Annotated in this window: 31 protein-coding genes; 30 read left to right on the top strand and 1 reads right to left on the bottom strand. The window is 36.0% G+C overall.

Going from position 1 to position 19,581, the window contains the following annotated elements:
* Nucleotides 1-112 precede the first annotated feature (112 nt).
* The 22 genes from NSS81_RS06055 (at nucleotide 113) to NSS81_RS05950 (ending at nucleotide 14,167) form a co-directional block, all read left to right on the top strand.
* Nucleotides 113-382 carry a helix-turn-helix transcriptional regulator gene (locus tag NSS81_RS06055; protein ID WP_342432639.1) on the top strand — a complete coding sequence of 90 codons (270 nt, stop codon included), beginning with the start codon at nucleotides 113-115 and terminating at the stop codon, nucleotides 380-382.
* Nucleotides 364-636, top strand: a complete 273-nt coding sequence (locus NSS81_RS06050) for a hypothetical protein (RefSeq protein ID WP_342432638.1) — start codon at nucleotides 364-366, stop codon at nucleotides 634-636. The genes NSS81_RS06055 and NSS81_RS06050 overlap by 19 nt, the downstream gene beginning before the upstream one ends.
* A gap of 65 nt (nucleotides 637-701) precedes the next feature.
* Complete coding sequence (locus NSS81_RS06045) at nucleotides 702-1,205, top strand: hypothetical protein (RefSeq protein WP_342432637.1); 504 nt, start codon at nucleotides 702-704, stop codon at nucleotides 1,203-1,205.
* On the top strand, nucleotides 1,192-1,320 hold the full coding sequence (locus NSS81_RS06040; RefSeq protein WP_342432636.1) for a hypothetical protein: 129 nt from the start codon (nucleotides 1,192-1,194) through the stop codon (nucleotides 1,318-1,320). Before NSS81_RS06045 ends, NSS81_RS06040 begins: the two co-directional genes overlap by 14 nt.
* Nucleotides 1,307-1,666 (top strand): hypothetical protein, encoded by a 360-nt coding sequence (locus tag NSS81_RS06035; RefSeq protein ID WP_342432635.1) that lies wholly within the window; start codon nucleotides 1,307-1,309, stop codon nucleotides 1,664-1,666. The genes NSS81_RS06040 and NSS81_RS06035 overlap by 14 nt, the downstream gene beginning before the upstream one ends.
* 117 nt (nucleotides 1,667-1,783) lie before the next feature.
* A complete protein-coding gene (locus NSS81_RS06030; RefSeq protein ID WP_342432634.1) occupies nucleotides 1,784-2,029 on the top strand; it encodes a hypothetical protein in 246 nt (81 codons plus the stop codon).
* A gap of 12 nt (nucleotides 2,030-2,041) precedes the next feature.
* A complete protein-coding gene (locus tag NSS81_RS06025) occupies nucleotides 2,042-2,899 on the top strand; it encodes a conserved phage C-terminal domain-containing protein (RefSeq protein ID WP_342432633.1) in 858 nt (285 codons plus the stop codon).
* Nucleotides 2,835-3,674, top strand: a complete 840-nt coding sequence (locus tag NSS81_RS06020) for an ATP-binding protein (protein WP_342432632.1) — start codon at nucleotides 2,835-2,837, stop codon at nucleotides 3,672-3,674. The genes NSS81_RS06025 and NSS81_RS06020 overlap by 65 nt, the downstream gene beginning before the upstream one ends.
* Nucleotides 3,675-3,704: 30 nt before the next feature.
* A complete protein-coding gene (locus NSS81_RS06015; RefSeq protein ID WP_342432631.1) occupies nucleotides 3,705-4,193 on the top strand; it encodes a hypothetical protein in 489 nt (162 codons plus the stop codon).
* 42 nt (nucleotides 4,194-4,235) lie between these two features.
* On the top strand, nucleotides 4,236-4,889 hold the full coding sequence (locus tag NSS81_RS06010) for a hypothetical protein (RefSeq protein ID WP_342432630.1): 654 nt from the start codon (nucleotides 4,236-4,238) through the stop codon (nucleotides 4,887-4,889).
* 1,131 nt (nucleotides 4,890-6,020) lie between these two features.
* Nucleotides 6,021-7,013: a hypothetical protein gene (locus NSS81_RS06005; RefSeq protein ID WP_342432629.1), complete on the top strand. Its 993-nt coding sequence runs from the start codon at nucleotides 6,021-6,023 to the stop codon at nucleotides 7,011-7,013.
* A 115-nt stretch (nucleotides 7,014-7,128) separates the two neighbouring features.
* Complete coding sequence (locus NSS81_RS06000) at nucleotides 7,129-7,311, top strand: hypothetical protein (RefSeq protein ID WP_342432628.1); 183 nt, start codon at nucleotides 7,129-7,131, stop codon at nucleotides 7,309-7,311.
* Nucleotides 7,312-7,901: 590 nt separating this feature from the next.
* A complete protein-coding gene (locus NSS81_RS05995; protein WP_342432627.1) occupies nucleotides 7,902-8,858 on the top strand; it encodes a hypothetical protein in 957 nt (318 codons plus the stop codon).
* 4 nt (nucleotides 8,859-8,862) lie between these two features.
* Nucleotides 8,863-9,780: a hypothetical protein gene (locus tag NSS81_RS05990; protein ID WP_342432626.1), complete on the top strand. Its 918-nt coding sequence runs from the start codon at nucleotides 8,863-8,865 to the stop codon at nucleotides 9,778-9,780.
* A 53-nt stretch (nucleotides 9,781-9,833) separates the two neighbouring features.
* Entirely contained in the window at nucleotides 9,834-10,001 is a 168-nt protein-coding gene (locus tag NSS81_RS05985) for a hypothetical protein (RefSeq protein WP_342432625.1), read from the top strand.
* Nucleotide 10,002: 1 nt separating this feature from the next.
* Nucleotides 10,003-10,302, top strand: coding sequence for a hypothetical protein (locus NSS81_RS05980; protein ID WP_342432624.1), 300 nt, complete (start codon nucleotides 10,003-10,005; stop codon nucleotides 10,300-10,302).
* A gap of 43 nt (nucleotides 10,303-10,345) precedes the next feature.
* Entirely contained in the window at nucleotides 10,346-10,684 is a 339-nt protein-coding gene (locus NSS81_RS05975; RefSeq protein ID WP_342432623.1) for a hypothetical protein, read from the top strand.
* Complete coding sequence (locus NSS81_RS05970) at nucleotides 10,684-11,067, top strand: HNH endonuclease (protein ID WP_342432622.1); 384 nt, start codon at nucleotides 10,684-10,686, stop codon at nucleotides 11,065-11,067. The genes NSS81_RS05975 and NSS81_RS05970 overlap by 1 nt, the downstream gene beginning before the upstream one ends.
* Nucleotides 11,068-11,204: 137 nt before the next feature.
* Nucleotides 11,205-11,639, top strand: coding sequence for a P27 family phage terminase small subunit (locus tag NSS81_RS05965; protein ID WP_342432621.1), 435 nt, complete (start codon nucleotides 11,205-11,207; stop codon nucleotides 11,637-11,639).
* A 39-nt stretch (nucleotides 11,640-11,678) separates the two neighbouring features.
* Nucleotides 11,679-12,038 (top strand): hypothetical protein, encoded by a 360-nt coding sequence (locus NSS81_RS05960; RefSeq protein ID WP_342432620.1) that lies wholly within the window; start codon nucleotides 11,679-11,681, stop codon nucleotides 12,036-12,038.
* A gap of 59 nt (nucleotides 12,039-12,097) precedes the next feature.
* Nucleotides 12,098-13,819 carry a terminase TerL endonuclease subunit gene (locus tag NSS81_RS05955; RefSeq protein ID WP_342432619.1) on the top strand — a complete coding sequence of 574 codons (1,722 nt, stop codon included), beginning with the start codon at nucleotides 12,098-12,100 and terminating at the stop codon, nucleotides 13,817-13,819.
* 144 nt (nucleotides 13,820-13,963) lie between these two features.
* Nucleotides 13,964-14,167 (top strand): hypothetical protein, encoded by a 204-nt coding sequence (locus NSS81_RS05950; RefSeq protein ID WP_342432618.1) that lies wholly within the window; start codon nucleotides 13,964-13,966, stop codon nucleotides 14,165-14,167.
* On the opposite strand, the gene NSS81_RS05945 is transcribed toward NSS81_RS05950, so the two are convergent.
* A complete protein-coding gene (locus NSS81_RS05945) occupies nucleotides 14,164-14,442 on the bottom strand; it encodes a hypothetical protein (protein ID WP_342432617.1) in 279 nt (92 codons plus the stop codon). The genes NSS81_RS05950 and NSS81_RS05945 overlap by 4 nt on opposite strands.
* Nucleotides 14,443-14,521: 79 nt before the next feature.
* Between NSS81_RS05945 and NSS81_RS05940 the strand changes: the two genes are divergently transcribed.
* Genes NSS81_RS05940 through NSS81_RS05905 form a run of 8 tightly spaced genes read left to right on the top strand, consistent with a single transcriptional unit; the run spans nucleotide 14,522 to nucleotide 19,556 of the window.
* A complete protein-coding gene (locus NSS81_RS05940; RefSeq protein ID WP_342432616.1) occupies nucleotides 14,522-15,727 on the top strand; it encodes a phage portal protein in 1,206 nt (401 codons plus the stop codon).
* Nucleotides 15,699-16,271 (top strand): HK97 family phage prohead protease, encoded by a 573-nt coding sequence (locus NSS81_RS05935; protein ID WP_342432615.1) that lies wholly within the window; start codon nucleotides 15,699-15,701, stop codon nucleotides 16,269-16,271. The genes NSS81_RS05940 and NSS81_RS05935 overlap by 29 nt, the downstream gene beginning before the upstream one ends.
* On the top strand, nucleotides 16,268-17,605 hold the full coding sequence (locus NSS81_RS05930) for a phage major capsid protein (protein WP_342432614.1): 1,338 nt from the start codon (nucleotides 16,268-16,270) through the stop codon (nucleotides 17,603-17,605). Before NSS81_RS05935 ends, NSS81_RS05930 begins: the two co-directional genes overlap by 4 nt.
* A 6-nt stretch (nucleotides 17,606-17,611) precedes the next feature.
* On the top strand, nucleotides 17,612-17,890 hold the full coding sequence (locus NSS81_RS05925) for a head-tail connector protein (protein WP_342432613.1): 279 nt from the start codon (nucleotides 17,612-17,614) through the stop codon (nucleotides 17,888-17,890).
* On the top strand, nucleotides 17,862-18,191 hold the full coding sequence (locus tag NSS81_RS05920; RefSeq protein ID WP_342432612.1) for a phage head closure protein: 330 nt from the start codon (nucleotides 17,862-17,864) through the stop codon (nucleotides 18,189-18,191). The genes NSS81_RS05925 and NSS81_RS05920 overlap by 29 nt, the downstream gene beginning before the upstream one ends.
* Nucleotides 18,192-18,641 carry an HK97 gp10 family phage protein gene (locus NSS81_RS05915; RefSeq protein WP_342432611.1) on the top strand — a complete coding sequence of 150 codons (450 nt, stop codon included), beginning with the start codon at nucleotides 18,192-18,194 and terminating at the stop codon, nucleotides 18,639-18,641.
* Nucleotides 18,634-19,002 carry a hypothetical protein gene (locus tag NSS81_RS05910; protein ID WP_342432610.1) on the top strand — a complete coding sequence of 123 codons (369 nt, stop codon included), beginning with the start codon at nucleotides 18,634-18,636 and terminating at the stop codon, nucleotides 19,000-19,002. The genes NSS81_RS05915 and NSS81_RS05910 overlap by 8 nt, the downstream gene beginning before the upstream one ends.
* Before the next feature lie 5 nt (nucleotides 19,003-19,007).
* Nucleotides 19,008-19,556 carry a hypothetical protein gene (locus tag NSS81_RS05905; RefSeq protein WP_342432609.1) on the top strand — a complete coding sequence of 183 codons (549 nt, stop codon included), beginning with the start codon at nucleotides 19,008-19,010 and terminating at the stop codon, nucleotides 19,554-19,556.
* Nucleotides 19,557-19,581: the final 25 nt, after the last annotated feature.

The following is a 19,581-nucleotide window of genomic DNA, read 5'->3' as shown; positions in this document are numbered from 1 at the left end:
TATCGTTAAAAATTATTTAAATAAAGTTGCGTATTGTTATTGACATATAAAATATATGGTTGTATGATGAGGTTAGTTGCATAATGCAATAAAAAGAGGGGGGGTTGAAAAAATGATTAACACATTAAAAGTTAAAAGTCGACTGGTGGAATTGGGCCTTAATCAAAAAGATGTAGCAAAAAAGTTAGGTTTATCATTGCCGACAGTAAGCCAAAAGATAAACAATAAGAGGCCAATGCATTTAAACGAAGTAATGGAACTAGCCAACCTTTTAATGATTGACGAAACAAAGCTTGTAACATATTTTTTTTGTAACTATGTTGCGTATAGCAACTTAATTAAGCGAGAGGATGGTGACCTAACATGTCACTCGCTAAAGTAAATATCGATCTTGACCAAGAACAAATAAAATCATACATCAACGAAAGGGTTAATCAAATTCTACATCAATCATTTATTTTCTGGGATATTGACCTAATGTCTAAAAGAACGTGCATGAGTAAATCATTTTTGGAAAATGAAATATTGCGCGATCCAAGAATGAAACTGCTGGAGAGAAGAAAGGAAAAAGGCAAACGTTTTTGGCCGTTTGAAGAAAGCCTATCGGTAGTAAAAGAAATCATGGACGAATGGTAAAAAATTAAGGTGCGGACAGGCGCTAGGTTGAAGATTGTTATAGAAATTGAAGGGAGGTTATAAAAATGAGAAATTCAATAATGTCCTATGATACAAACATTGTTAAAAAAGGATTTTATTTTGATTGGGAGCTTTTAGCTAGTTTTTATAACTGTAAGCATTCTGAGATTGAGTTTTTAGGGCATTCCTCTACGGGAAACAACGTTTATTCTACTCCAAAAGGAAATAATGCTATTATTAGCAAGACTTGCGATTACAACCTTGAAACGGGAAGAGGATCATTTAAATTTCGACCTTACAAAGGCGATACCAAGAAATTGAACAAGAGGAACATTGAACGATCCAACATACAAAAAGAAGAGTTCCTAGAAACGCTTAAGCGAGAAGGTAATCAGTTGAGGGTCCCTAAAATAGAATCATTTAAAACACTTCCGGAAGCAATTGCTGGTTACTTGTCAGTTGTAGCCAGTTCCATTGGATGTAGCAGTGAACAACGCGATCTGATATTAGAACTAAAAAATGATTTAAATGAATGGATTGAAAGGAGTGGATTCAATGTCCAAAAATAATAAATCAGTTGACGCGCTTAAGCTCGTTGCATTGGCACATGGATGTTCAGAAGAGGCGGCTAGAATAATTGTGCAAAATATTTTGAGAAGAGGTGTATCGAATGCTTCAAGATGAAGTTAAGAAAATTGTTATTAGCCAACTACTTGAGATGTTAAAAATTGCTTTTCACACAGCAAACCTATTTCCGACAGGTGGGGCTGATTTTAAAACGATTAGTTCTTTAGAAAACGAGATTTTTAATGCGATTAAGATATTTTGCGGCATGCCAAAAGAGGAACGCGGAGTGTTTGCAGCCGATAAGTATTTGGCATTCGCTTTTGATTATGCAACTGGTAATTTATCAAGAGACGAAGCTGTCCATAAAATTTTCAACTGGGAATCCGATTCCATGGATGAAGTAGGAGAGGGGGGTGAACAGAAAAAGGCAGCCAGTGCTCGAACACCAGCTGCAGATAAATAACTTTTTAAACATATTTCAAGGTCATTGTACCATCAGAGATCGTTTTCGGCAATTTAGGTAAGGGGGATGATTTTCGTCCTCCTTGTTGTAAATGAAATTAATAAAGGAGAGTTCTTTATGGTAGTTAATTTCGAGTATTTGAAAATCAATATGATTATTAATTTGGTAAGAGATTATTTTACGCTGAAACAGATTGCAAATGTCGGAGTTTTGTATATAGCAGAAAAAGAAGAATTACACATTGTCTGTACCTATGGAATGGCTGGCCAAGATTACAAAATGTATATAGGGGATCTGTTAGAAGAAGAAGATGCTCATGTGATGTTAAGAATGTTAGTTAACCAATTAAAAACGGTTGGATAGTGGGTGTGTAACATGGCAAGACCTAAGAAGGAAGGCCTTGATTACTTTCCTCTTGATGTTGATATTGACCAGGACGATAAGATTGCATTGATTGAGGCTAAGTATGGGCTAGAAGGGTTCGCAGTAGTGATTAAATTGCTAATGAAGATTTACAAGAATAGTTATTTCTATGAGTGGACAGAAAAAGAACAATTACTTTTCTCAAGAAGAATTAATGTTGACATTAACTTATTAAATGCAATCGTTAATCACTGTTTAGAGTGGGAATTGTTTAACAAAGAAACATATTCTAAGTACAGTATACTAACTTCTTTGGGGATTCAAAAACGTTATCTTGAAGCAATCGGACGGCGAAAAGAGATTGTTCTAAATAAAGATTATCTTCTGGTGGACCCAAATAGCCATCTAGGTACCAGTAAAATAAGAATCGTCTATATTAACAATGACAATGTCAGAGTTAATGTTGATATTAATGAAGAAAATGATAACAGTAATCCCCAAAGTAAAGTAAAGGAAAGTAAAGTAAAGAAAAGTAAAGAAGAGAAATATAGTATCCCTTTTTCCGAGATTATTGCTTATTTAAATGATCATGCAAAAACAAGCTATAAAGCTTCTACTAAAAAAACTAAAGATCTAATTACAGCACGTTGGAACGAAGGCTTTGCTCTTGAAGATTTTAAAACCGTTATTAACAAAAAAACTGCTGAATGGATTAACAGTAAAGAAATGTGCAAATACCTGAGACCAGAAACATTGTTCGGCACAAAATTCGAATCTTATCTTAACCAAAAGGAAGTGAAACAAAATGGAAGCAGCGAATCAATTTACAAAGGATATGACTTCGATAAAGAGCGAGAACCTGATTTTTAAAAGGCAAGTATTAGAAACATCTATTTGTAAATGTGGAAATGAGTATGAATCTCATATTAAAGCTGGAATTGCTGGTAGAGAACGCGATATTAAATTAGAACATTGCAATAAATGTTATGAGAAAGAACAAGAATTAGAATACCAACAAGAACATAAAAAAGAACTATTAAAGGAACATCTAAAAAGTTTTAATCGCGAATCATTGGTTAACGATAAATTGAAGCAAGCTAGTTTTGAATCATATCAGCCTACAACTGAACAATTAACAAAGGCTAAAGCTGTCTGCAAACGATACGTTTGTACTTTCGATTTGGACAAGTCTCGTAATCTATTATTAATCGGAAATTACGGAACTGGGAAAAGTCATCTGGCTGTATCCATCGCCAAAGAAGTTATGCATAAAGAGTATATGTCTGCATTATTTATTTCAACACCAAAACTTTTAACAAAATTGCGGTCCACCTACAATTACGGCAGTAAAGAGACGGAAAACGAGATCATTAATCAGTTGAGTCGAGTTTCTTTACTAGTCTTGGATGACATTGGTTCTGAACAATCTAAACCATCTAATGACCTTAACGAGCAGACGTGGGCTACTAGCAAGATCTTTGAGATCATTGATAACAGGATTGGGAAACACACCATTTATACAACAAATTATGATGTAGTGGAATTGCAACAGAGATTAGGCGGCCGCAATTTCTCCAGAATGATGGAAGATACCTTTGTTGTAAAGATGTTCGGTAAAGATTATAGATTAAGAGATTTTAAATAATAAACTAATATTGTAGGAGGAGAATGAGACATGAACTTGAAAACATGGCAGCAAATATCCGAGGTCAAAAGTAATATTTTAAATTTGGTAAAAATCTTAGTTACGGATCATGTAACTCCTCGTGAATTAATAGCATGGGATATATTGAAAACTGTAAAGAATGTTAATGCTTTAGAAGGAGATTTTCGTGAAAATACAATAAAAGATCATCGTTTGTTATGTCAATTAACAGAAGATTTCCTTTCTGTCACAATACCTGAAGAAATATCAGTAAAAAGCTTTTCACACTGGCAGTTAGTTGTAACTCTTAAAGAAATGTTGTTATCCGTTACCAATACCTTACTGGAAGATCAGTCAATTAGAAATGAAGTTATAGCTTCAAGATTACTTGGACACGTTTATTGTATTAATCAAATTGAAGAAGGCTGCATTGAGCAATTAGAAAAAACAGAGTTTCCTCGAATCGATATGCTTTGCGATAACATCGAGTTTGAAAGAGAAAATAGTCAAATCAGCTAAATAAGTAATTATGAAGATCATTTAAAATAGGAGGTGTCCGTGTTGAAACAAAATCGATCGATGCCTAATGCTGAACTATTCGAAACAGTATGTATCAATTGTCCAGGTAGTCTGTGGGGGGAAAAGAGCATATGCCGCATTCATAATAAGAGTATCGGAGAAATTGCTTCCTGTGAACAATGGACCCGACAAACTACTGATTCTTTTAAAGATGATGAAGGACAACTAGCCTTTACTGATTTAGAACCGGCCATCGAAATTGTTCAAAAAACGGAAGAAGATTTACACAGTTATCACTGGATGTTTCGAGAGATTGAACGCCTTAAAAAGGATTTGAACGAGGCGATTAAGACATTTGGACCTTCAAGTAGATTAACGGCAATATACGGTGATGAAGCAGGCATGCCACAGGGACAAGGTCTAAAGCTTTCATCTATGTCAATTTCTGAGCAACGGTTCGATAGACAATGGCAAAGGCTAAAGAAATTAGAACAAAAGATGGAAAGAATAAATCATGCAGCCAATCAAATTACAGATGATAAAGAGCGTACTGTTCTTGAATGTATTTTAGATGGTGTTCGCATGAATATGGTTGCTCGGCATGTTGGCATTTCTAGGACAAGGTTAAATGAGATTAAAAGATTAATAGTTAAAAAGATGGCTTGGGTGCTTTATGAGGAGGAATTGAAGGGATAAAAATTTCTTTGATGAAACTATTTTTAAAAAGAAAGCTCAAGAGTTGTAATGTTAATGTTTAATTAATTTCTTTTGAAACATAAAAGTGCTTGATGTAAAGGTATTTATAAATTTTAACAAATAAAAAAAGTTGATAAATACACTTAATTTATGTGAAAAACAGCATTTTTTCAATGCCTTACACCATATATCAAGTTATTTATCTTTAAAGCGACCCGGAACCCCATTTGAAAGGAGAGGATCCGGCCCGCGTATCTTATTTTTTGAATCTAGGGAGCCTTAAATATTGCTTCATTTCCTAAACAATTTTTTAATTTCATCTTTTGCTATATAGGCAGCTAACAGAAAATCAAGAAGCACAATTATGCACATGAATAATTCCAATAGGCATCATCTCCTTAAGAGACGATACGCGTGGCTCCCATATTAATCTTATGAGAATTAAAGGAAAAGAATTCTAATGAATGAAAGTTTTTGGAAACAAAGATGACAAAACTAAGGGGTGGAAAAATTGATTCAATTTAGAGAAATTAGTACAAAAGAAACGTTTGGTTGCTTCTGAATTTCCCATTAGCCCAGCTGATAGCCTGAATATCATTAATAATCTAACTCCAGATAAATACAGTCCAGAAGAAGTTGAAGTGATTGTAGAAAACCAAGTACCTTTTGATTTAAGATAGCTTACACTTCTGACAGAATGGACAAATAAGACGTTTTTTGATTCTTATTGATTAGGAATTGTATAATAAGGGTAACACATAAATTAATCAAAAGAACGTCTTTCACATAGGAAAGACGTTTTTATATTGCAAGTCTTTATAGTCTAGCTGTCGCTCATACCCTTCAAGCTGATTTGGTACAGCACCTCCAGGGACGACAGTGACTGCAACGGTTAAAGGTTTGGATCGCAGCGGTTTGCTACAAGCCGTAGTAAGTGGTAGCTAATATATAAAAGCAGCTGATTGAGCTGAGAGAGGAGACCTGAAAAAGGGCGACACATTAGTGCTAATTCTTGCCACGTTCCTTAAGCTGTTTTTATATGTCAAAAACCGTCTTATTTTCCTAGATTTACTAACAGATATAAACATTCTTTTGTTAAAATATATATATCGAAAGAATGTGGAGGTAAGCATGGACATTAAGATACATCTTCATGATGAATATGTAATTGCAGGTCAAAGGTATATTTTGGATGAAAAAAACAAGGAAGGATTAAGAGATAATGTTAATTCACTTATTGAATTCTTTGCTAAGGAAGATCACTTAAATATTAGTATGCTAAGAGAAATATATTTTCCAAATGACTATACTAATGAACTTTTAACCTTTCAAAAAGAAAATAAATTAATTGAAGGACATACACAAAATGATGTCGCTATCGGGTTTGCTATTACTTTGCCGATAATTACTGAAGACAATGAAAAAAACATTGTAATATTTTATAGGCCTGAGATATTAATTGGGATTATTGGCGTGCTAATGGTTGATGGAAATGCATTTGACGAAGCAAAGGATGAATTTTTCATGGTGTTAAATACCTTATATCATGAATTCTGCCATGTAAATGACCATTATCATCAAAAATCTATGCTTGATTTTAGTGAAACTAATCAGATGGATATTTTAAATAAAATGGTATTTTCAACTTCATTAAGCACTTGGGAAGAGTATTACGCTTATAGGATGACCTCAAGAAGATACCCTTTACCTAACTTAGATAAAGAACATTTAATGGAATCACTTGAATGGTTAAGTAAAAGGACAATTGAGTTAAAAGAAAAGTTCATAACAGATAAAGATATGGATTACTTTTGGGTCAATTTTTATAATGACTCATTCTATGTGTTAAGGACAGCAGCGGGTTTATACGGTACTACAATAGAGCTTCCTTTTGATGAATGTGAAAAAACTATGGAAGAGATAAATATTATGTTACAAGATACATATTTTGCTCAAACATTTAGTGAACTTGGAGAACAACTCACTATTCTTTATGATAACTACCCAAATTGGAATGGATTCAATTCTTTGTTACCAATTAATAAGGTAGTCATTAATTTTTGGAATTCCTGCAATGTTTATCCAGAAGATATTGGAGGTAATAGATTGTGGGTTGGAATTTAAACACTTTTACAGACATTTAATTTAGCATCCGCATAATCGGGTGCTTTTTATTGCGGTGCCGGAATTGGTAGATGGGCAAGACGGGTTATTAAAATAGGATATCGAGGTAAGAGGGATGAGTAATCAGCTTTTATTTAACGACAGAGTTTACGAAGTCACTGAAGATGAAGAGAAAGTGATATTTACTGACACATCTAACGAGAAGCTAAAAATCAATTTTAGCTTTAGCAAAGATCCTGTAAAAAATAAAATAGCTAAAGAAGGTTTAACCATCTTTTTTACAGAGTTATTTTCTTGATACATCTTTTTATATTGATGCATGCTGACTGTGAATATATCAATTTATTTTTCTTTTAAGGCACTCTTTATTGGGGTGTCTTTTTGTGTTGGGGGCGCTTCTGAATATAGGAGAAGTCAAGTGCACGAAGAGGTTGGCGAGAGGTGCATAAAGTTCGTTCATCTGTGGGTTCAGTTATGGGCCTTATCCCGGGAACAGAGGACGAATGAAAACCCGCACACGGACGTTGTGGTTGATGTGTGCAAAAAAGGTACTGGATTGAAACTGTTAGTGTACAGCTGATAGCATTTCAATCGAGTGTCTTAAAACGCTGCTGTCATGCCACAACATGACACAACCAGCCGGACCAAGCGAAGGGTTAGGAGGGCCGGATTTTATAACCATATAGAGCGTTTATCATTTCTCGAATGATGGAAAAATATAAGTTTTTGTAAACCATCCATTTATTCATCCTCCTTTTTTATCGGGAAGTGGTAGGCGTTCTATATGTTTTATTACTATGCCTTTTTTAGTGTAATGGAAGCACGTTTGATTTCCGTCATGCAGCTGGGGTTCGAATCCCTAAAAAGGCTATTAGATAGGTGATTAAAATGGAATGTTGGAATAAAATTGCAGAACAAAACAATATAAAAAAATCAGTGTTTTGGGACAGAGTAAATAAATTAGGTTGGAGCCCAGAAAAGGCAGCTACCGTTCTAGTAGGAAATAGCAAGATTCGTCCAGATGAAGAATGGATTCTAAAAGCAGAGGAGAATGATATCTCCAAGAAAGCTTATATTGATCGAGTAGATACATTAGGTTGGACACCAGAAAAGGCAGCTTCAACACCAATTGAGCCTAGAAAGCCTCGTAAAGATAAAGAATGGATTAAGATTGCAGCTGAATATGGTGTCTCAAAGGATACATACCGTAAGAGGGTGGACGAATCATTTTGGGACCCCGAAGAAGCAGCGACTACCCCAACAATGACAAACGAACAATCACTTGCTCGAGCGAGAGAAGAAATTGCAGAATATACGAAAATAAGACATGACCGTATTAATAAAGATAAAAATAACCTTTTTAAGCTTACACCAAAGCATTATGAAATAGCCGAAAAAAATGGGATTTGTAAGGGAACAGTAAATATCCGCGTTTATCGAAGTGGATGGACTATTCAAGAAGCTATTACAATACCTCCAGTAAAGAAAATTAAAAGATCCAAAGAATATTATGAGTACCTTGATATAGCAAAAGGTAATAAAATAAATCCTGTTACTTTTCTATATAGGGTTAAAAAAGGATGGTCCCTTCAAGATGCTGCAACACGAGAACCGATAGATCGCAAAGACCGCGTTTATCGTAAAAGGAAAGATAATGAATGGATGGAGAAGGCTATAAAAAATGGCATAAAACGAGAAACTTACAAAAGCCGTATAGGACGAGGTTGGAATCCAGAAGAAGCTTCAACCGTTCCACCGCTGGCGAGAGGAGAATTCCTAAATGAACAGAGAAAACAAAATTCAATCGAAGGTGTAAAGACTTGGTTGGGTAGGAAGGGAGGATAAAACTTTGAGTAGCAATAAAAATAATGAAAAACTCCCTCCATTTAGTAATGAAGAAAAAAATGACATAGTGTTAAAATATCAAAAAATAGTAATTTATTCTGCAAATAAATTTAGATTCCTTGACCCGGATTTGGAAGAAATAAAAGGGTGGTCTTATCTTGGATTTGCTGAAGCAATTCAGTATTTTGAAGAAAATCGTGAGGAAGATTTCGCGGAGATAGCATTTAAAAAGATTCGAAGCGAAATAGTAAAACACTACTCAAAGAAAAATAATCGCTTTCTTCAACAGCGTACAATTAGTTTACAGTCCCAAATTAATAACTCTAAAGATGATGGTGATGAATTAACTCTAGAAGGAACTATTTCTGATGAAAACAGTATTTTTATTGATGATAAGGATATAAGAAAAATGATTGAAGAAGCTCTTTTTGAAGAACCGGTAATTTATAAAAAAATAAACATGGATTGGTTGCTCTCCCAAAAAGAATTAAATGATATTTCGAAAGAATACAAAGTCACACTTGTTAATATTAGAAAAATCCTTAGAAGAGGACAGGCTTTAATAAAAAGTTATTTAGTCAATAATGACATTATTTTAGATTACTTATCCTTTCCAAGTGAGATAAGAAAAAAAGAGGAAAAAATAATAAATCATAAAATTGTCTCACCAGAAGATCTTGGAAAGATTAAATATATTATTAAAAACTTCCCGGAACTGGAAGTAAACGATATTGCCATGATAATTAATACAAGTGCCTATATGGTATTTAAGCTTCTGGAATATCCAACAGCCTCATATGTAAGAGCTTCTCCTGATGATTCGATAAGAGAAAAAACAATGCGATATTGTAAAAAGAAATATCCCGAACGGTTACCTGGGAAGGTAATCGCTCACAGGGATTCAAATAAAATAATGGCCTAATCAAACAGCTGGATGACAGGTGTTTTTTTATTTTGTCTGAGGAGGGTGAGGATGTGCGAAGTGTTGTTCATTTATCGAAAGAACAGCAGGATAATTTAAAGTCACCAGATAAGATAAGAAAAAAGAATTGTGAGCGCCTTAGACGTAGGGATTGGGAAGAAATGATGGGTTTAAATATGGACACGTATACAAGAAGGAACGGAGCAGTAAGGAGGAAGTAGCATGGTTGATTACTATGGATTATATATACAACCTAAGAAGAAACAGGTATTCGAACTATTAGGGATTATACCGATTAATGATATTACGGAGAAGTTAATTATTCGTATTGATCCGATGTATTTAACAGTTAAGGATTTATTTGATTATGTTCGATATGACAGTGAGGGCCTTTCTTATTATTCAAAGAAGTACCTAGAGAGGGTTGAATTTGATGATTTTATAAAGGGTGTTACCTCTCGTATAAACAAAGAGGTTATGGATAATAAGGGCGTTGTTGTAAGCATGCGTGTCAAGCATTAATTGTGGAGAGAGATTAGTTTTGAAAAAAGGAGATGTCAGAGTAATGATAATAGAAACAAGAAAGACTGCAGCTGGTACGGAGTATTGGGATAACGTTGAAAAGAGAGTGATATTTGTTCCAACTAATAAAGAACCTGACTTTGAAGTAACGGTTTACCCTATGAGCATGCTGTTGGGTGTGGATCTAGCAAATGGTCCAGATAAAACTGCAGTAAACGGACAAGTGGTTGATAGTAATACAGATATTGATTTAGATGTAATGAACAAGGAACAGCTACTTGTTTTTGCTAAACAAAACGATATTGATATTCCAGGTAACATGAAGAAAGTAGACACTATTCGCAATCATATTGCTGAAATATTAACGGCAGTTGATGAGTAATGAAGTACTGTGACTTTAATGGCTGCACTACAAAGATAAAACGTGGTGCCTATTGTGATAATCATAAACGCTCGAGGGAATCAGTGATGAGGAAGAGAGCGAAGAAAAGCGTCTACCATAACCAGAACAAGCCATTCTACAATTCAAAGGTATGGAGAAACATGAGGAGTTTTATTTACGAGAGAGAACGAGGGTGCTGTCAAAGGTGTGGTTTCTTCGTCTTCGGTAAGCTGGCACATGTTCACCATGTCATCCCAATTAAGCAGGACGGAACCTTGAGGCTTGAGCCAAACAACCTGATGCTACTTTGTCCTAAGTGCCATGCTGATGAAGAAAATAAAGATAATGATAAAAAAATATTTCCAAGTTATTTTAAAAAATAAAATAAAAAAATATTTTTTAAAAAAATCCAAATCCCCCCCTGCCCAAAAATAAAATTTTTTTTTGACGGAGACCAGGGAGAGGGGACTCTTTTCTCGCGTTAGACGAAAATTTTAAAAAACAAAAGGGGGTGTGAATATTGGTCAAAAAAAAAGAACTTCAAAAAATTGTCGCTGAAAAAACAGAATCAGAAAAACAGCGCGTTTTAAAAATTATGAGGGATGCTGATATTTACACCCTCACTTTAGATCCGCTAATAGAATCTTATTTGGATATTTTCGAAGTCTATCAAACTATGTTCCTCCAGTGGAAGGATAAGGGTTACCCGGCAACTCAGCGACACACCAATAAGGCAGGTGCGACAAACAATTCAAAGCATCCTTTGGCACAGCAGGTTGAGACATGGGTTGATAAAAAAACAAAGGCTCTTGATTTACTGGGGTTAACAAATAAAGCAAAAGCCGGAAAAATTGTCACAGGTGGTTCTTCCGTTCGTGATGAAATGAAAAAGCCTGAACAGCCAGTAGAGGATGAATTGGCTGCACACAGAAAAAAGTGGCGGAATAGTACATGATTGATATAATTTAGTTATCAAATGATTGGAGGATAACTAATGGGCTTGTTTGATACAATAAAGGACTTAAAAGCACTAGCAGTTGGTTTAGAGAACATTGATTTAATTAGTAAATTAATGGATGTTCAAATTCAAGCGTATGAGATTTTAGATGAGAACAGAGAACTCCGATTGAAACTGGAAGATCTTGAACGTTCTGAAGAAATAGGTTCGAATTTGAGTTATGAGGGTGATTTATATTACAAAAAAGATGATAACTCAGGTCCATATTGTTCAAAATGTTGGGATGTTGATAAGTTGTTAGTTCGTGTTCCAATTGAGTTATATGATACCGGCTGGGGAGGCAGTTGCAAAAACTGTAAGAGTTGGGGGAATGTCCCGAAACATAGAATCCGATAAGGATTAGGTCACACAATTTTGTGTGGCTTTTTGTTTTTTCTTGGAGGTGGTGGGCATATGTGATTGAACGTGGAGTTAACTACGCAGACATATTTGCAAAACAGGTAAGAAAGAATCCTAAGAAATTCCCTGACACTATAAAACATATGGTGGACAGGTATTATAAATGGAAAAAGCGTAAAGATATTTGGTTTGATGTAGATCGCGCCAATGAAATGATGGATTGGGTAGAAACATTTGTCCGTCATACAAAAGGGAATCTAGCTGGACAACCTTTTATCTTGGAAGATTGGGAGAAATTCGCGTACTCGTGGATTTATGGATGGGTGCACACGAACGAATCCGGGAAAACAGTACGTGTAACAAGAGAAGGTTATATTCAGGTACCTAAGAAAAATGGTAAAACACTAATTGGTGTCGGTGCTTTGGGCTATTCCATGTATGGTGAGGGCGTTTTGGGTGCTGATTGCTATTGTTGTGCGAGTGATTTTAACCAAGCGCAGTACGCTGCTAAGCCGTTTGCTGCAACAATCCTTAATCATGATGCACTCATGAATGCTTCACATATATATAAAGGTCCAAAAGGTACCATTTCATCTGTAACATACGAATACATTCATAAAGACTTGGCATATCAAAACCAGTTTATTGTTATGAGTAAAAACATTCAGAGCATCGAGGGTTCCAATCCACACTTTGTTTTGAATGACGAGCTGCACGCTCAAGAAAACATGGATCAATATGACAACTTTAAGTCTGCTCAAATATCTCGTGATGAACCAATCATGTTTAATATAAGTACAGCCGGCAAAGGATCCTCATCTGTTGGTATGCGAGTGTATCGTGAAGCAAAAGAAGTACTGAAGAATGATGATAATGATTCAAGTTTTGTCATGATCTATGAGCCCAATAAAAATTATGACTGGACCGACCGTAAAGTTTGGGCGATGGTGAATCCAAACATTGGTGTTTCTGTAACAATGAGTGCACTGGAAACTGAATTCATCACGGCAGCACGTTCGGCCCATAAAAAAGCTGAGTTCCTATCCAAACATTTGGATGTGTTCGTTAACGGAGCAGAAAACTTTTTCGAACAAGACCAAGTTGTACATGTGCTTGTTGATGACCTAGGCGACTTAACCGGTGAGACGTGCTATCTAGGATTAGACTTATCGAAAACTACGGACTTAACTTGTGTGAGTTTAAACTTTCCAATCCATAATGATGATGGACGAGCTATTTTAAAGGTGAAGCAAATGTACTTTATTCCAAATGCAGACATTGAATTTAGGGAAAAGGAAGATAATGTACCCTATTCCGAATTGGTTGAGCAAGGTTATGTTCAGTTTTGTGACGGCAAGATGATTGACCAGGATCAAGTCCTCGATTACATCAAGGAATGCATGGAGTTATATGATGTGCAGCAACTTAACTATGACCCTGCAATGTCACAGAAACTTATTGAGAAGTGCGAGAACCTAGGGCTAGAGTGCCTGGCTGTTAACCAGTATCCGAATGTCATGAATGCAATGGTTGATGACGCAGAGAGATTAATATATGAGAAAAGATTATTTACGGATAATCCATTATTTATCTATTGTGCTCTTAATCTAGTAGTAGTCACAAATATCAACGGGATGAAAGGTCCGAGTAAGCGACAATCCAAAAAGAAAATTGATGGATATGTCGCTTTTTTAGTTGGGCATAAAGAAACCATGATGTTAATGGATGATGTGGATGAGAGTGGTATGGATGACTTAATTAGTGAGATTTATAGATGAGGTGGTTAAGTGAGTAAAGCGCCTAAACAAAGTTTTTACTGTATGAACTGTGATTGGGAAATTACAGAAACTCATAAATATTTAGATGGAATTAAGTGTCCTAAATGTAATAGTCCAGTAATGACAGGGAAGAGGAGTTTAGAAATGAATATTAATAACGAGAAAGAGCATATAAAAAAACAGATAAAAGAGCTCGGGAAAAAGGTCGCCGTGTCGCAGTCGACGACGCAATTTCCAGAATGGAGTCTTTTCAAAATTGGGATGCATGCAATTCTAGGAATGCCGTTTGAAACTGACTATTATGAAAGCCTCCTTGAACAAAAGGTATGTTCTGATGCAAATAATTAAAAGGTTCTCGAATCATTCTTAAGCCAGTCAACCATACCTTGGGGAATATTCCAGCTTGCCCAATGGCTCTTGACTTCAATCACTAATAGCCTGTCGTTAGTGTCAACATGAACTTTTAAAGCATCCCTTATCTCTGCTGCGGTTGAATTAGTATCAATTAACCAAAAGGAATCAAATCTTTTTGAGTAATTACCATATTCTTTTAACCTTTCGTGCAGGGAAGTATAGTCTTGACCTGGTGTCAATAAATCGTAAGTTACTGCATAAACAGCCATTTAATCACCTCCTATTAAGAAAATATTATCATATTTTGGAAGATTTGGAGGAATAACGTTATAGAAAGGCGGTGAGAAATTGGGATTAAAAGATAGGTTCTCAAATTTTTTATATAAGCAAGTCGAAAAGCGCGGCTGGTTTGAAGATATCTTCAGCAACACAATCCGTTATGGAGGCCGTTATGTTAACGATGAAAACATTCTGGAATCAAGTGATGTGTACGAATTGCTCCAGGACATTAGTAATCAAATGATGTTGGCCGAGATTGTTATGGAAGACAGCGAAGGAAATGAAATAAAGAATCATCCTGCAGTAAAGACATTACGAAAGCCAAATAATTATTTGACTGGTTCAGAGTTCATTAAGTTAATGACTAACACTTACTTAATTCAGGGTGAAGTTTTCCCTATACTCGATGGTGACCGACTCCACTTGGCAAACAATGTTTACACTGAAATTGATGATAGATTAATTGAGCATTTTAAAATTGGCGGTACCGATATTCCATCCTTTATGATTCGCCATGTTAAAAACATGGGAACTAATCATATAAAAGGTGTTGGTCTCTTACAGCTTGGTAAAAATACTCTCGAAGGTGTTATGAGCGCAGAGAAGGTCCTTACAGAAAAATATAAAAAGGGTGGACTACTAGCCTTCCTTTTGGAATTAGACGCTCACATCAATCCGCAGAACGCGGCACAATCAAAATTAATTAAAGCTATCCTTGACCAGCTCGAGGCAATAGATGAAAGTCGTAGTGTCAAAATGATACCTCTAGGGAAGGGATATAAAATAGACACGCTAGAAAGTCCTATAGACGACCAGAAGACATTAGCCTACCTAAATGTCTATAAGAAGGATTTAGGAAAGTATTTGGGCGTAAACGTGGACACGTACACGGCTTTAATAAAGGCAGACTTGGAAAAAGCAATGATGTACTTACACAACAAAGCAGTTAAACCAATTATGAAAAATTTCGAAGACCATTTGAGTCTTCTTTTTTTTGGGGAAAATTCGGACAAGCGTATTAAATTCAAGATTAATATTCTAGATTTTGTTCCGTATTCGACAAAGACAAACATTGCTTACAATATGGTCCGAACAATGATTACTTCACCGGATGACTCAAGGGAAATGCTGGGCTTTAGTCGTTTAAATACAGTTGAGTCTAGCAAACTTTATATCTCAAAAGATTTAATTGCTGGGGAAGATTTAAAGAAAGCTACTGATGATAGCTTGAAGGGAGGTGATGGAAATGGCAAAAAGGGAAGTGAGGACATTTGACATCACCAAATTAAAGACTAGGGATGCGACAGAAGATAAGCCGTCTATGATAACCGGTTATGCTGCTGTATTTAATTCGAAAACTAGTATCGGTGATTATTTTGAAGAAATTATTGATCAGGGTGCATTTTCTCGTTCACTCTCCGAAAACGGTGATGTAAGAGCATTGTTTAATCATAATTGGGATAACGTCCTAGGTAGAACAAAAAGCGGTACATTGCGGTTAGAAGAGGATGATAGAGGATTAAAATTCGAAATTGAATTACCTAATACTTCGGTGGGTCGAGATTTAGCGGAAAGTATGTCCAGGGGCGATATAAATCAGTGTTCGTTTGGTTTTTGGATAGCTGAAGAAACTTGGGATTATTCTGTGGAACCTGCTTTGCGAACGATACACGAAGTTGAACTTTTTGAAGTCTCAGTTGTATCTATTCCGGCTTACGATGATACGGAAGCTTCGTTAGTCCGAAGCAAAGAGATTGATAAAGAAGTAGAAAAACGCATGAAAATACTAAATCAAATTAAGGGAGTGCTTGGAAAATGAATAAAAAATTATTGTTATCTTTACAAAAACGCAACAATGCTCGGTTAACTGAATTACGTGGACAGCTAGAAAAGAACGAAGTACGAGCTGAGGATCTAGAAGCTATTCAAGCGGAAGTACAAGAGCTAGCGGACCAGGCACAAGAAATTGCAGATGCATTAGCAAACCTTGAAGGCGGCGACGGTGAAGGAGCTGGGAGCGGAGAAGGCACTGGAGATGATGAAGGAGACGGTGAAGGTAGTGACGATGACCAAGAGGACGGTGAAGGAGATGGAGAGGGTCGTTCAGCAATCAATTCAGAACAACGCTCAGCCATTATGAAACAAATTGGGAAAGGCCTTTCTACACGTGGGGCTAAGTCTACAAAAAACAAAGAAAAGGAAATCCGTTCTGCATTTGCCAACTTTGTAGTGGGTAATATTTCTGAAGCTGAAGCTCGTTCATTAGGTGTTGAAGTTGGAAATGGTTCTGTAACTATTCCTGAAGTGATTTCATCTGAAATTATTACTTATGCTCAGGAAGAGAACCTTCTTCGTAAATATGGTACTCGTCACAGAACAAATGGCAATGTAAAATATCCAGTGCTTGTTCAAAAAGCTAATGCAAATGTTAGTAAAAATGAACGTACTACTGACATTCCTGAAACTGAAATTGAATTTGATGAAATTCTCTTGGATCCAGCAGAGTTTGATGCATTAGCTACAGTAACCAAGAAGCTAATCAAGATGTCTGGGGTGAATGTTGAAGAGATAGTAATCGAAGAATTGAAAAAAGCTTATGTACGTAAAGAAACAAATTATATGTTTAACGGAAATGATGTTGGTAACGAAAATCCTGGTGCGCTTGCAAAGAAGGCTGTCCAATTCTATCAAGCATCTGGCTTTGTAATTGAGGAATTATACGATACTTTAGTTAAGTTAAAAAATACACCTACCACTGAAGTGGTTAAAAAATCACGTTGGATTATTAACCGTGCAGCATTAACACTAATTGAAACCATGAAATCAGCTGATGGATTCCCTTTATTACGTCCGCTTACACAAGCTGAAGGTGGAATCGGGGTTTCATTACTTGGATATCCGTTAGACTTCACGGATAACGCTAATGGAGCTGATCCAACAAAACCGATTTTCTACTTTGGCGATTTCTCTAAATTTCATATTCAAGACGTAATTGGAGCAATGGAATTACAAAAATTAGTTGAGAAATATTCTGGAACTAATAAAGTGGGATTCCAAATTTATAACCTGCTTGATGGTCAATTAGTTTATAGCCCATTCGAGCCAGCTGTTTACCGCTATGAAGTCGGAGCAACTGCACCGGTCGGAGGTTAATTGTAAATGGAACTAGATTATGAATTTACTGATAAATTAAAGAGTCACATTCGTTGGGAGGAAGGCATGGAAGATTCCATGCTCTTTTTTTATATTGAACAAGCTAAAAAATATGTTGCAAATGCAACAGGTAAACAGGCGGAATATCTAATTATCATGGTTGCCGGTATTTTTTATGAATATCGTGTGGCTGAAAAGGAATTAGGGGAAGCGCTGGATGCGTTAACCCCTTTCTTTGTTCAGGAGGTTTATTCCGATGCCGAAGAGACTGACGAATCAGTTTAAACATCAGATCATCTTTCAAAGTCTGACTGAAACAGTGAACGAATTAGGGGATACGGTGAGAAGTTGGGTGTGTGTTAAGTCATCATGGGCGATGATAAAGACGGTTCAGGGAAGAGAGTTTATTCAGGCCGCAACTGTACATGCAGAAAGCACTGTCAGGTTTGTTATTCGATATACAACTGGAATTACCAATGACATGCGAATTCTATATAAGGGGCGTACATTTGAAATTAGTGCACCGCCCATTAATGACGATGAATTAAATAAGACACTCACCATTATTGGAAAAGAGGTCGTATAAATGGCTAGAAGAAATTCCAATGATAACTCTCACCGGTATTCCTCCTATGCCCCTGAAGTAAAAAAAGCACTAGGTCAATTGGAGAAAGCAGCATTAAGAGAAGTTGCGAAATTTTTAAGGAAAGATATTAAGAAAACCGTACCTGTAGATGATGGTGTTCTTAAAAAGAATGTAGGATCCTGGGTAAGAGGTAAAGCAAATGAAAATCCTGTGCTACAGATTGGTGTTTACGATAGAGCAAGAGCTAAGAAGAAAGGTTATACGTACGCATATCATGCCCATCTAGTTCAATTTGGTACTGTGAAAATGAGCGGTATCGATTTCCTGCGTGCTCCAGTGTTTAATAACATTGATAAAATTCGTGAACTTCAAGCAGATTTTCTTAGACAAATTGAGGAAATAAAGGCTAACGGCTTACCAGAAGTAGGGGATGAAGAAGCAGATGATTAATTTAAGAAAAGCGCTAACTGCTTACTTAAAAAACATTCATTCCCGGGTTTATTTTCAGTCAGCTCCAGGTAAAGTAGCTTATCCCTATATTGTCTTCGATATCCCGAATTATATTGATGATGGAGAGTTTCAAGAATTCATGGTGGTGGATGTTGACGGATGGGATAGTCCAATGAATGGGGATACCTCGGGATTAGAAACCTTAATGGAGAGTATAAACGCATTAAATAAAACAACCTTGATGACTGACGATTTGGCAGTCTCTTTCTATTTAGATCTTAAACTTCCGTTAATTGATCCTGACCCTTTAATAAAAAGAAGAAAATATGTTTACCAAGCTAGGTTATATAAAAGGGAGTGAATTCCATGAAATTGAAAAAAGAACAGATTGAAAATATCCAAATTGATTACGGAATCGTCATATTGAATTACGGAGAAGCTGGCGCAGAACGGCTGGGTCCTACTAAGGGTGGTGCTGAATTTAACGCGACAAAGAATATCAGGGACATCGAGTTTGATGGCTCTATGGGAAAATCCAAAGGCATGCAAGTTATTGACGAAATTAACGCATCCTTGAAATTTAGCATCCTGGACACTCAGCTTGCTACTATTGCAAAAACAATGCCCCAAGCGGACTATGATGAAACATCCAAAATCATAAAAAACAGCAAGGGTGGGTTAATTCCAGCATCGAAATACTTTAAAAATATCACGATGTTTGCGAAAGTGGCGAAGGGCGGATATAAAAAGATAACTCTTTTCAATGCTATGAATGAGAGTGATTTTGTTTTATCTTCTGCACCAAAAGCCGAAGGGGAAATTGCCCTTGAGGTATTTGCACACTGGGATCCAGAAGAGGTAACCATCGACTTATTTCACATTGAAGATGTTACAACCATAACCGAACCAGCCTAAAGATAGGGAATTTATCCTGTCTTTT

It is taken from the genome of Neobacillus sp. FSL H8-0543 (genome assembly GCF_038592905.1).
Classification (GTDB): Bacteria; Bacillota; Bacilli; order Bacillales; family Cytobacillaceae; genus Neobacillus.
This window is presented reverse-complemented; position numbering and strand designations above follow the sequence as displayed.

What these genes read in the sequence shown, in the direction of transcription:
- NSS81_RS06055 (WP_342432639.1), top strand. Translation starts at nt 113, where the DNA reads ATGATTAACACATTAAAAGTTAAAAGTCGACTGGTGGAATTGGGCCTT.
- NSS81_RS06050 (WP_342432638.1), top strand. Translation starts at nt 364, where the DNA reads ATGTCACTCGCTAAAGTAAATATCGATCTTGACCAAGAACAAATAAAA.
- NSS81_RS06045 (WP_342432637.1), top strand. Translation starts at nt 702, where the DNA reads ATGAGAAATTCAATAATGTCCTATGATACAAACATTGTTAAAAAAGGA.
- NSS81_RS06040 (WP_342432636.1), top strand. Translation starts at nt 1,192, where the DNA reads ATGTCCAAAAATAATAAATCAGTTGACGCGCTTAAGCTCGTTGCATTG.
- NSS81_RS06035 (WP_342432635.1), top strand. Translation starts at nt 1,307, where the DNA reads ATGCTTCAAGATGAAGTTAAGAAAATTGTTATTAGCCAACTACTTGAG.
- NSS81_RS06030 (WP_342432634.1), top strand. Translation starts at nt 1,784, where the DNA reads ATGGTAGTTAATTTCGAGTATTTGAAAATCAATATGATTATTAATTTG.
- NSS81_RS06025 (WP_342432633.1), top strand. Translation starts at nt 2,042, where the DNA reads ATGGCAAGACCTAAGAAGGAAGGCCTTGATTACTTTCCTCTTGATGTT.
- NSS81_RS06020 (WP_342432632.1), top strand. Translation starts at nt 2,835, where the DNA reads ATGGAAGCAGCGAATCAATTTACAAAGGATATGACTTCGATAAAGAGC.
- NSS81_RS06015 (WP_342432631.1), top strand. Translation starts at nt 3,705, where the DNA reads ATGAACTTGAAAACATGGCAGCAAATATCCGAGGTCAAAAGTAATATT.
- NSS81_RS06005 (WP_342432629.1), top strand. Translation starts at nt 6,021, where the DNA reads ATGGACATTAAGATACATCTTCATGATGAATATGTAATTGCAGGTCAA.
- NSS81_RS06000 (WP_342432628.1), top strand. Translation starts at nt 7,129, where the DNA reads ATGAGTAATCAGCTTTTATTTAACGACAGAGTTTACGAAGTCACTGAA.
- NSS81_RS05995 (WP_342432627.1), top strand. Translation starts at nt 7,902, where the DNA reads ATGGAATGTTGGAATAAAATTGCAGAACAAAACAATATAAAAAAATCA.
- NSS81_RS05980 (WP_342432624.1), top strand. Translation starts at nt 10,003, where the DNA reads ATGGTTGATTACTATGGATTATATATACAACCTAAGAAGAAACAGGTA.
- NSS81_RS05975 (WP_342432623.1), top strand. Translation starts at nt 10,346, where the DNA reads ATGATAATAGAAACAAGAAAGACTGCAGCTGGTACGGAGTATTGGGAT.
- NSS81_RS05970 (WP_342432622.1), top strand. Translation starts at nt 10,684, where the DNA reads ATGAAGTACTGTGACTTTAATGGCTGCACTACAAAGATAAAACGTGGT.
- NSS81_RS05960 (WP_342432620.1), top strand. Translation starts at nt 11,679, where the DNA reads ATGGGCTTGTTTGATACAATAAAGGACTTAAAAGCACTAGCAGTTGGT.
- NSS81_RS05950 (WP_342432618.1), top strand. Translation starts at nt 13,964, where the DNA reads ATGAATATTAATAACGAGAAAGAGCATATAAAAAAACAGATAAAAGAG.
- NSS81_RS05945 (WP_342432617.1), bottom strand. Translation starts at nt 14,442, where the DNA reads ATGGCTGTTTATGCAGTAACTTACGATTTATTGACACCAGGTCAAGAC.
- NSS81_RS05935 (WP_342432615.1), top strand. Translation starts at nt 15,699, where the DNA reads ATGGCAAAAAGGGAAGTGAGGACATTTGACATCACCAAATTAAAGACT.
- NSS81_RS05930 (WP_342432614.1), top strand. Translation starts at nt 16,268, where the DNA reads ATGAATAAAAAATTATTGTTATCTTTACAAAAACGCAACAATGCTCGG.
- NSS81_RS05925 (WP_342432613.1), top strand. Translation starts at nt 17,612, where the DNA reads ATGGAACTAGATTATGAATTTACTGATAAATTAAAGAGTCACATTCGT.
- NSS81_RS05920 (WP_342432612.1), top strand. Translation starts at nt 17,862, where the DNA reads ATGCCGAAGAGACTGACGAATCAGTTTAAACATCAGATCATCTTTCAA.
- NSS81_RS05915 (WP_342432611.1), top strand. Translation starts at nt 18,192, where the DNA reads ATGGCTAGAAGAAATTCCAATGATAACTCTCACCGGTATTCCTCCTAT.
- NSS81_RS05910 (WP_342432610.1), top strand. Translation starts at nt 18,634, where the DNA reads ATGATTAATTTAAGAAAAGCGCTAACTGCTTACTTAAAAAACATTCAT.
- NSS81_RS05905 (WP_342432609.1), top strand. Translation starts at nt 19,008, where the DNA reads ATGAAATTGAAAAAAGAACAGATTGAAAATATCCAAATTGATTACGGA.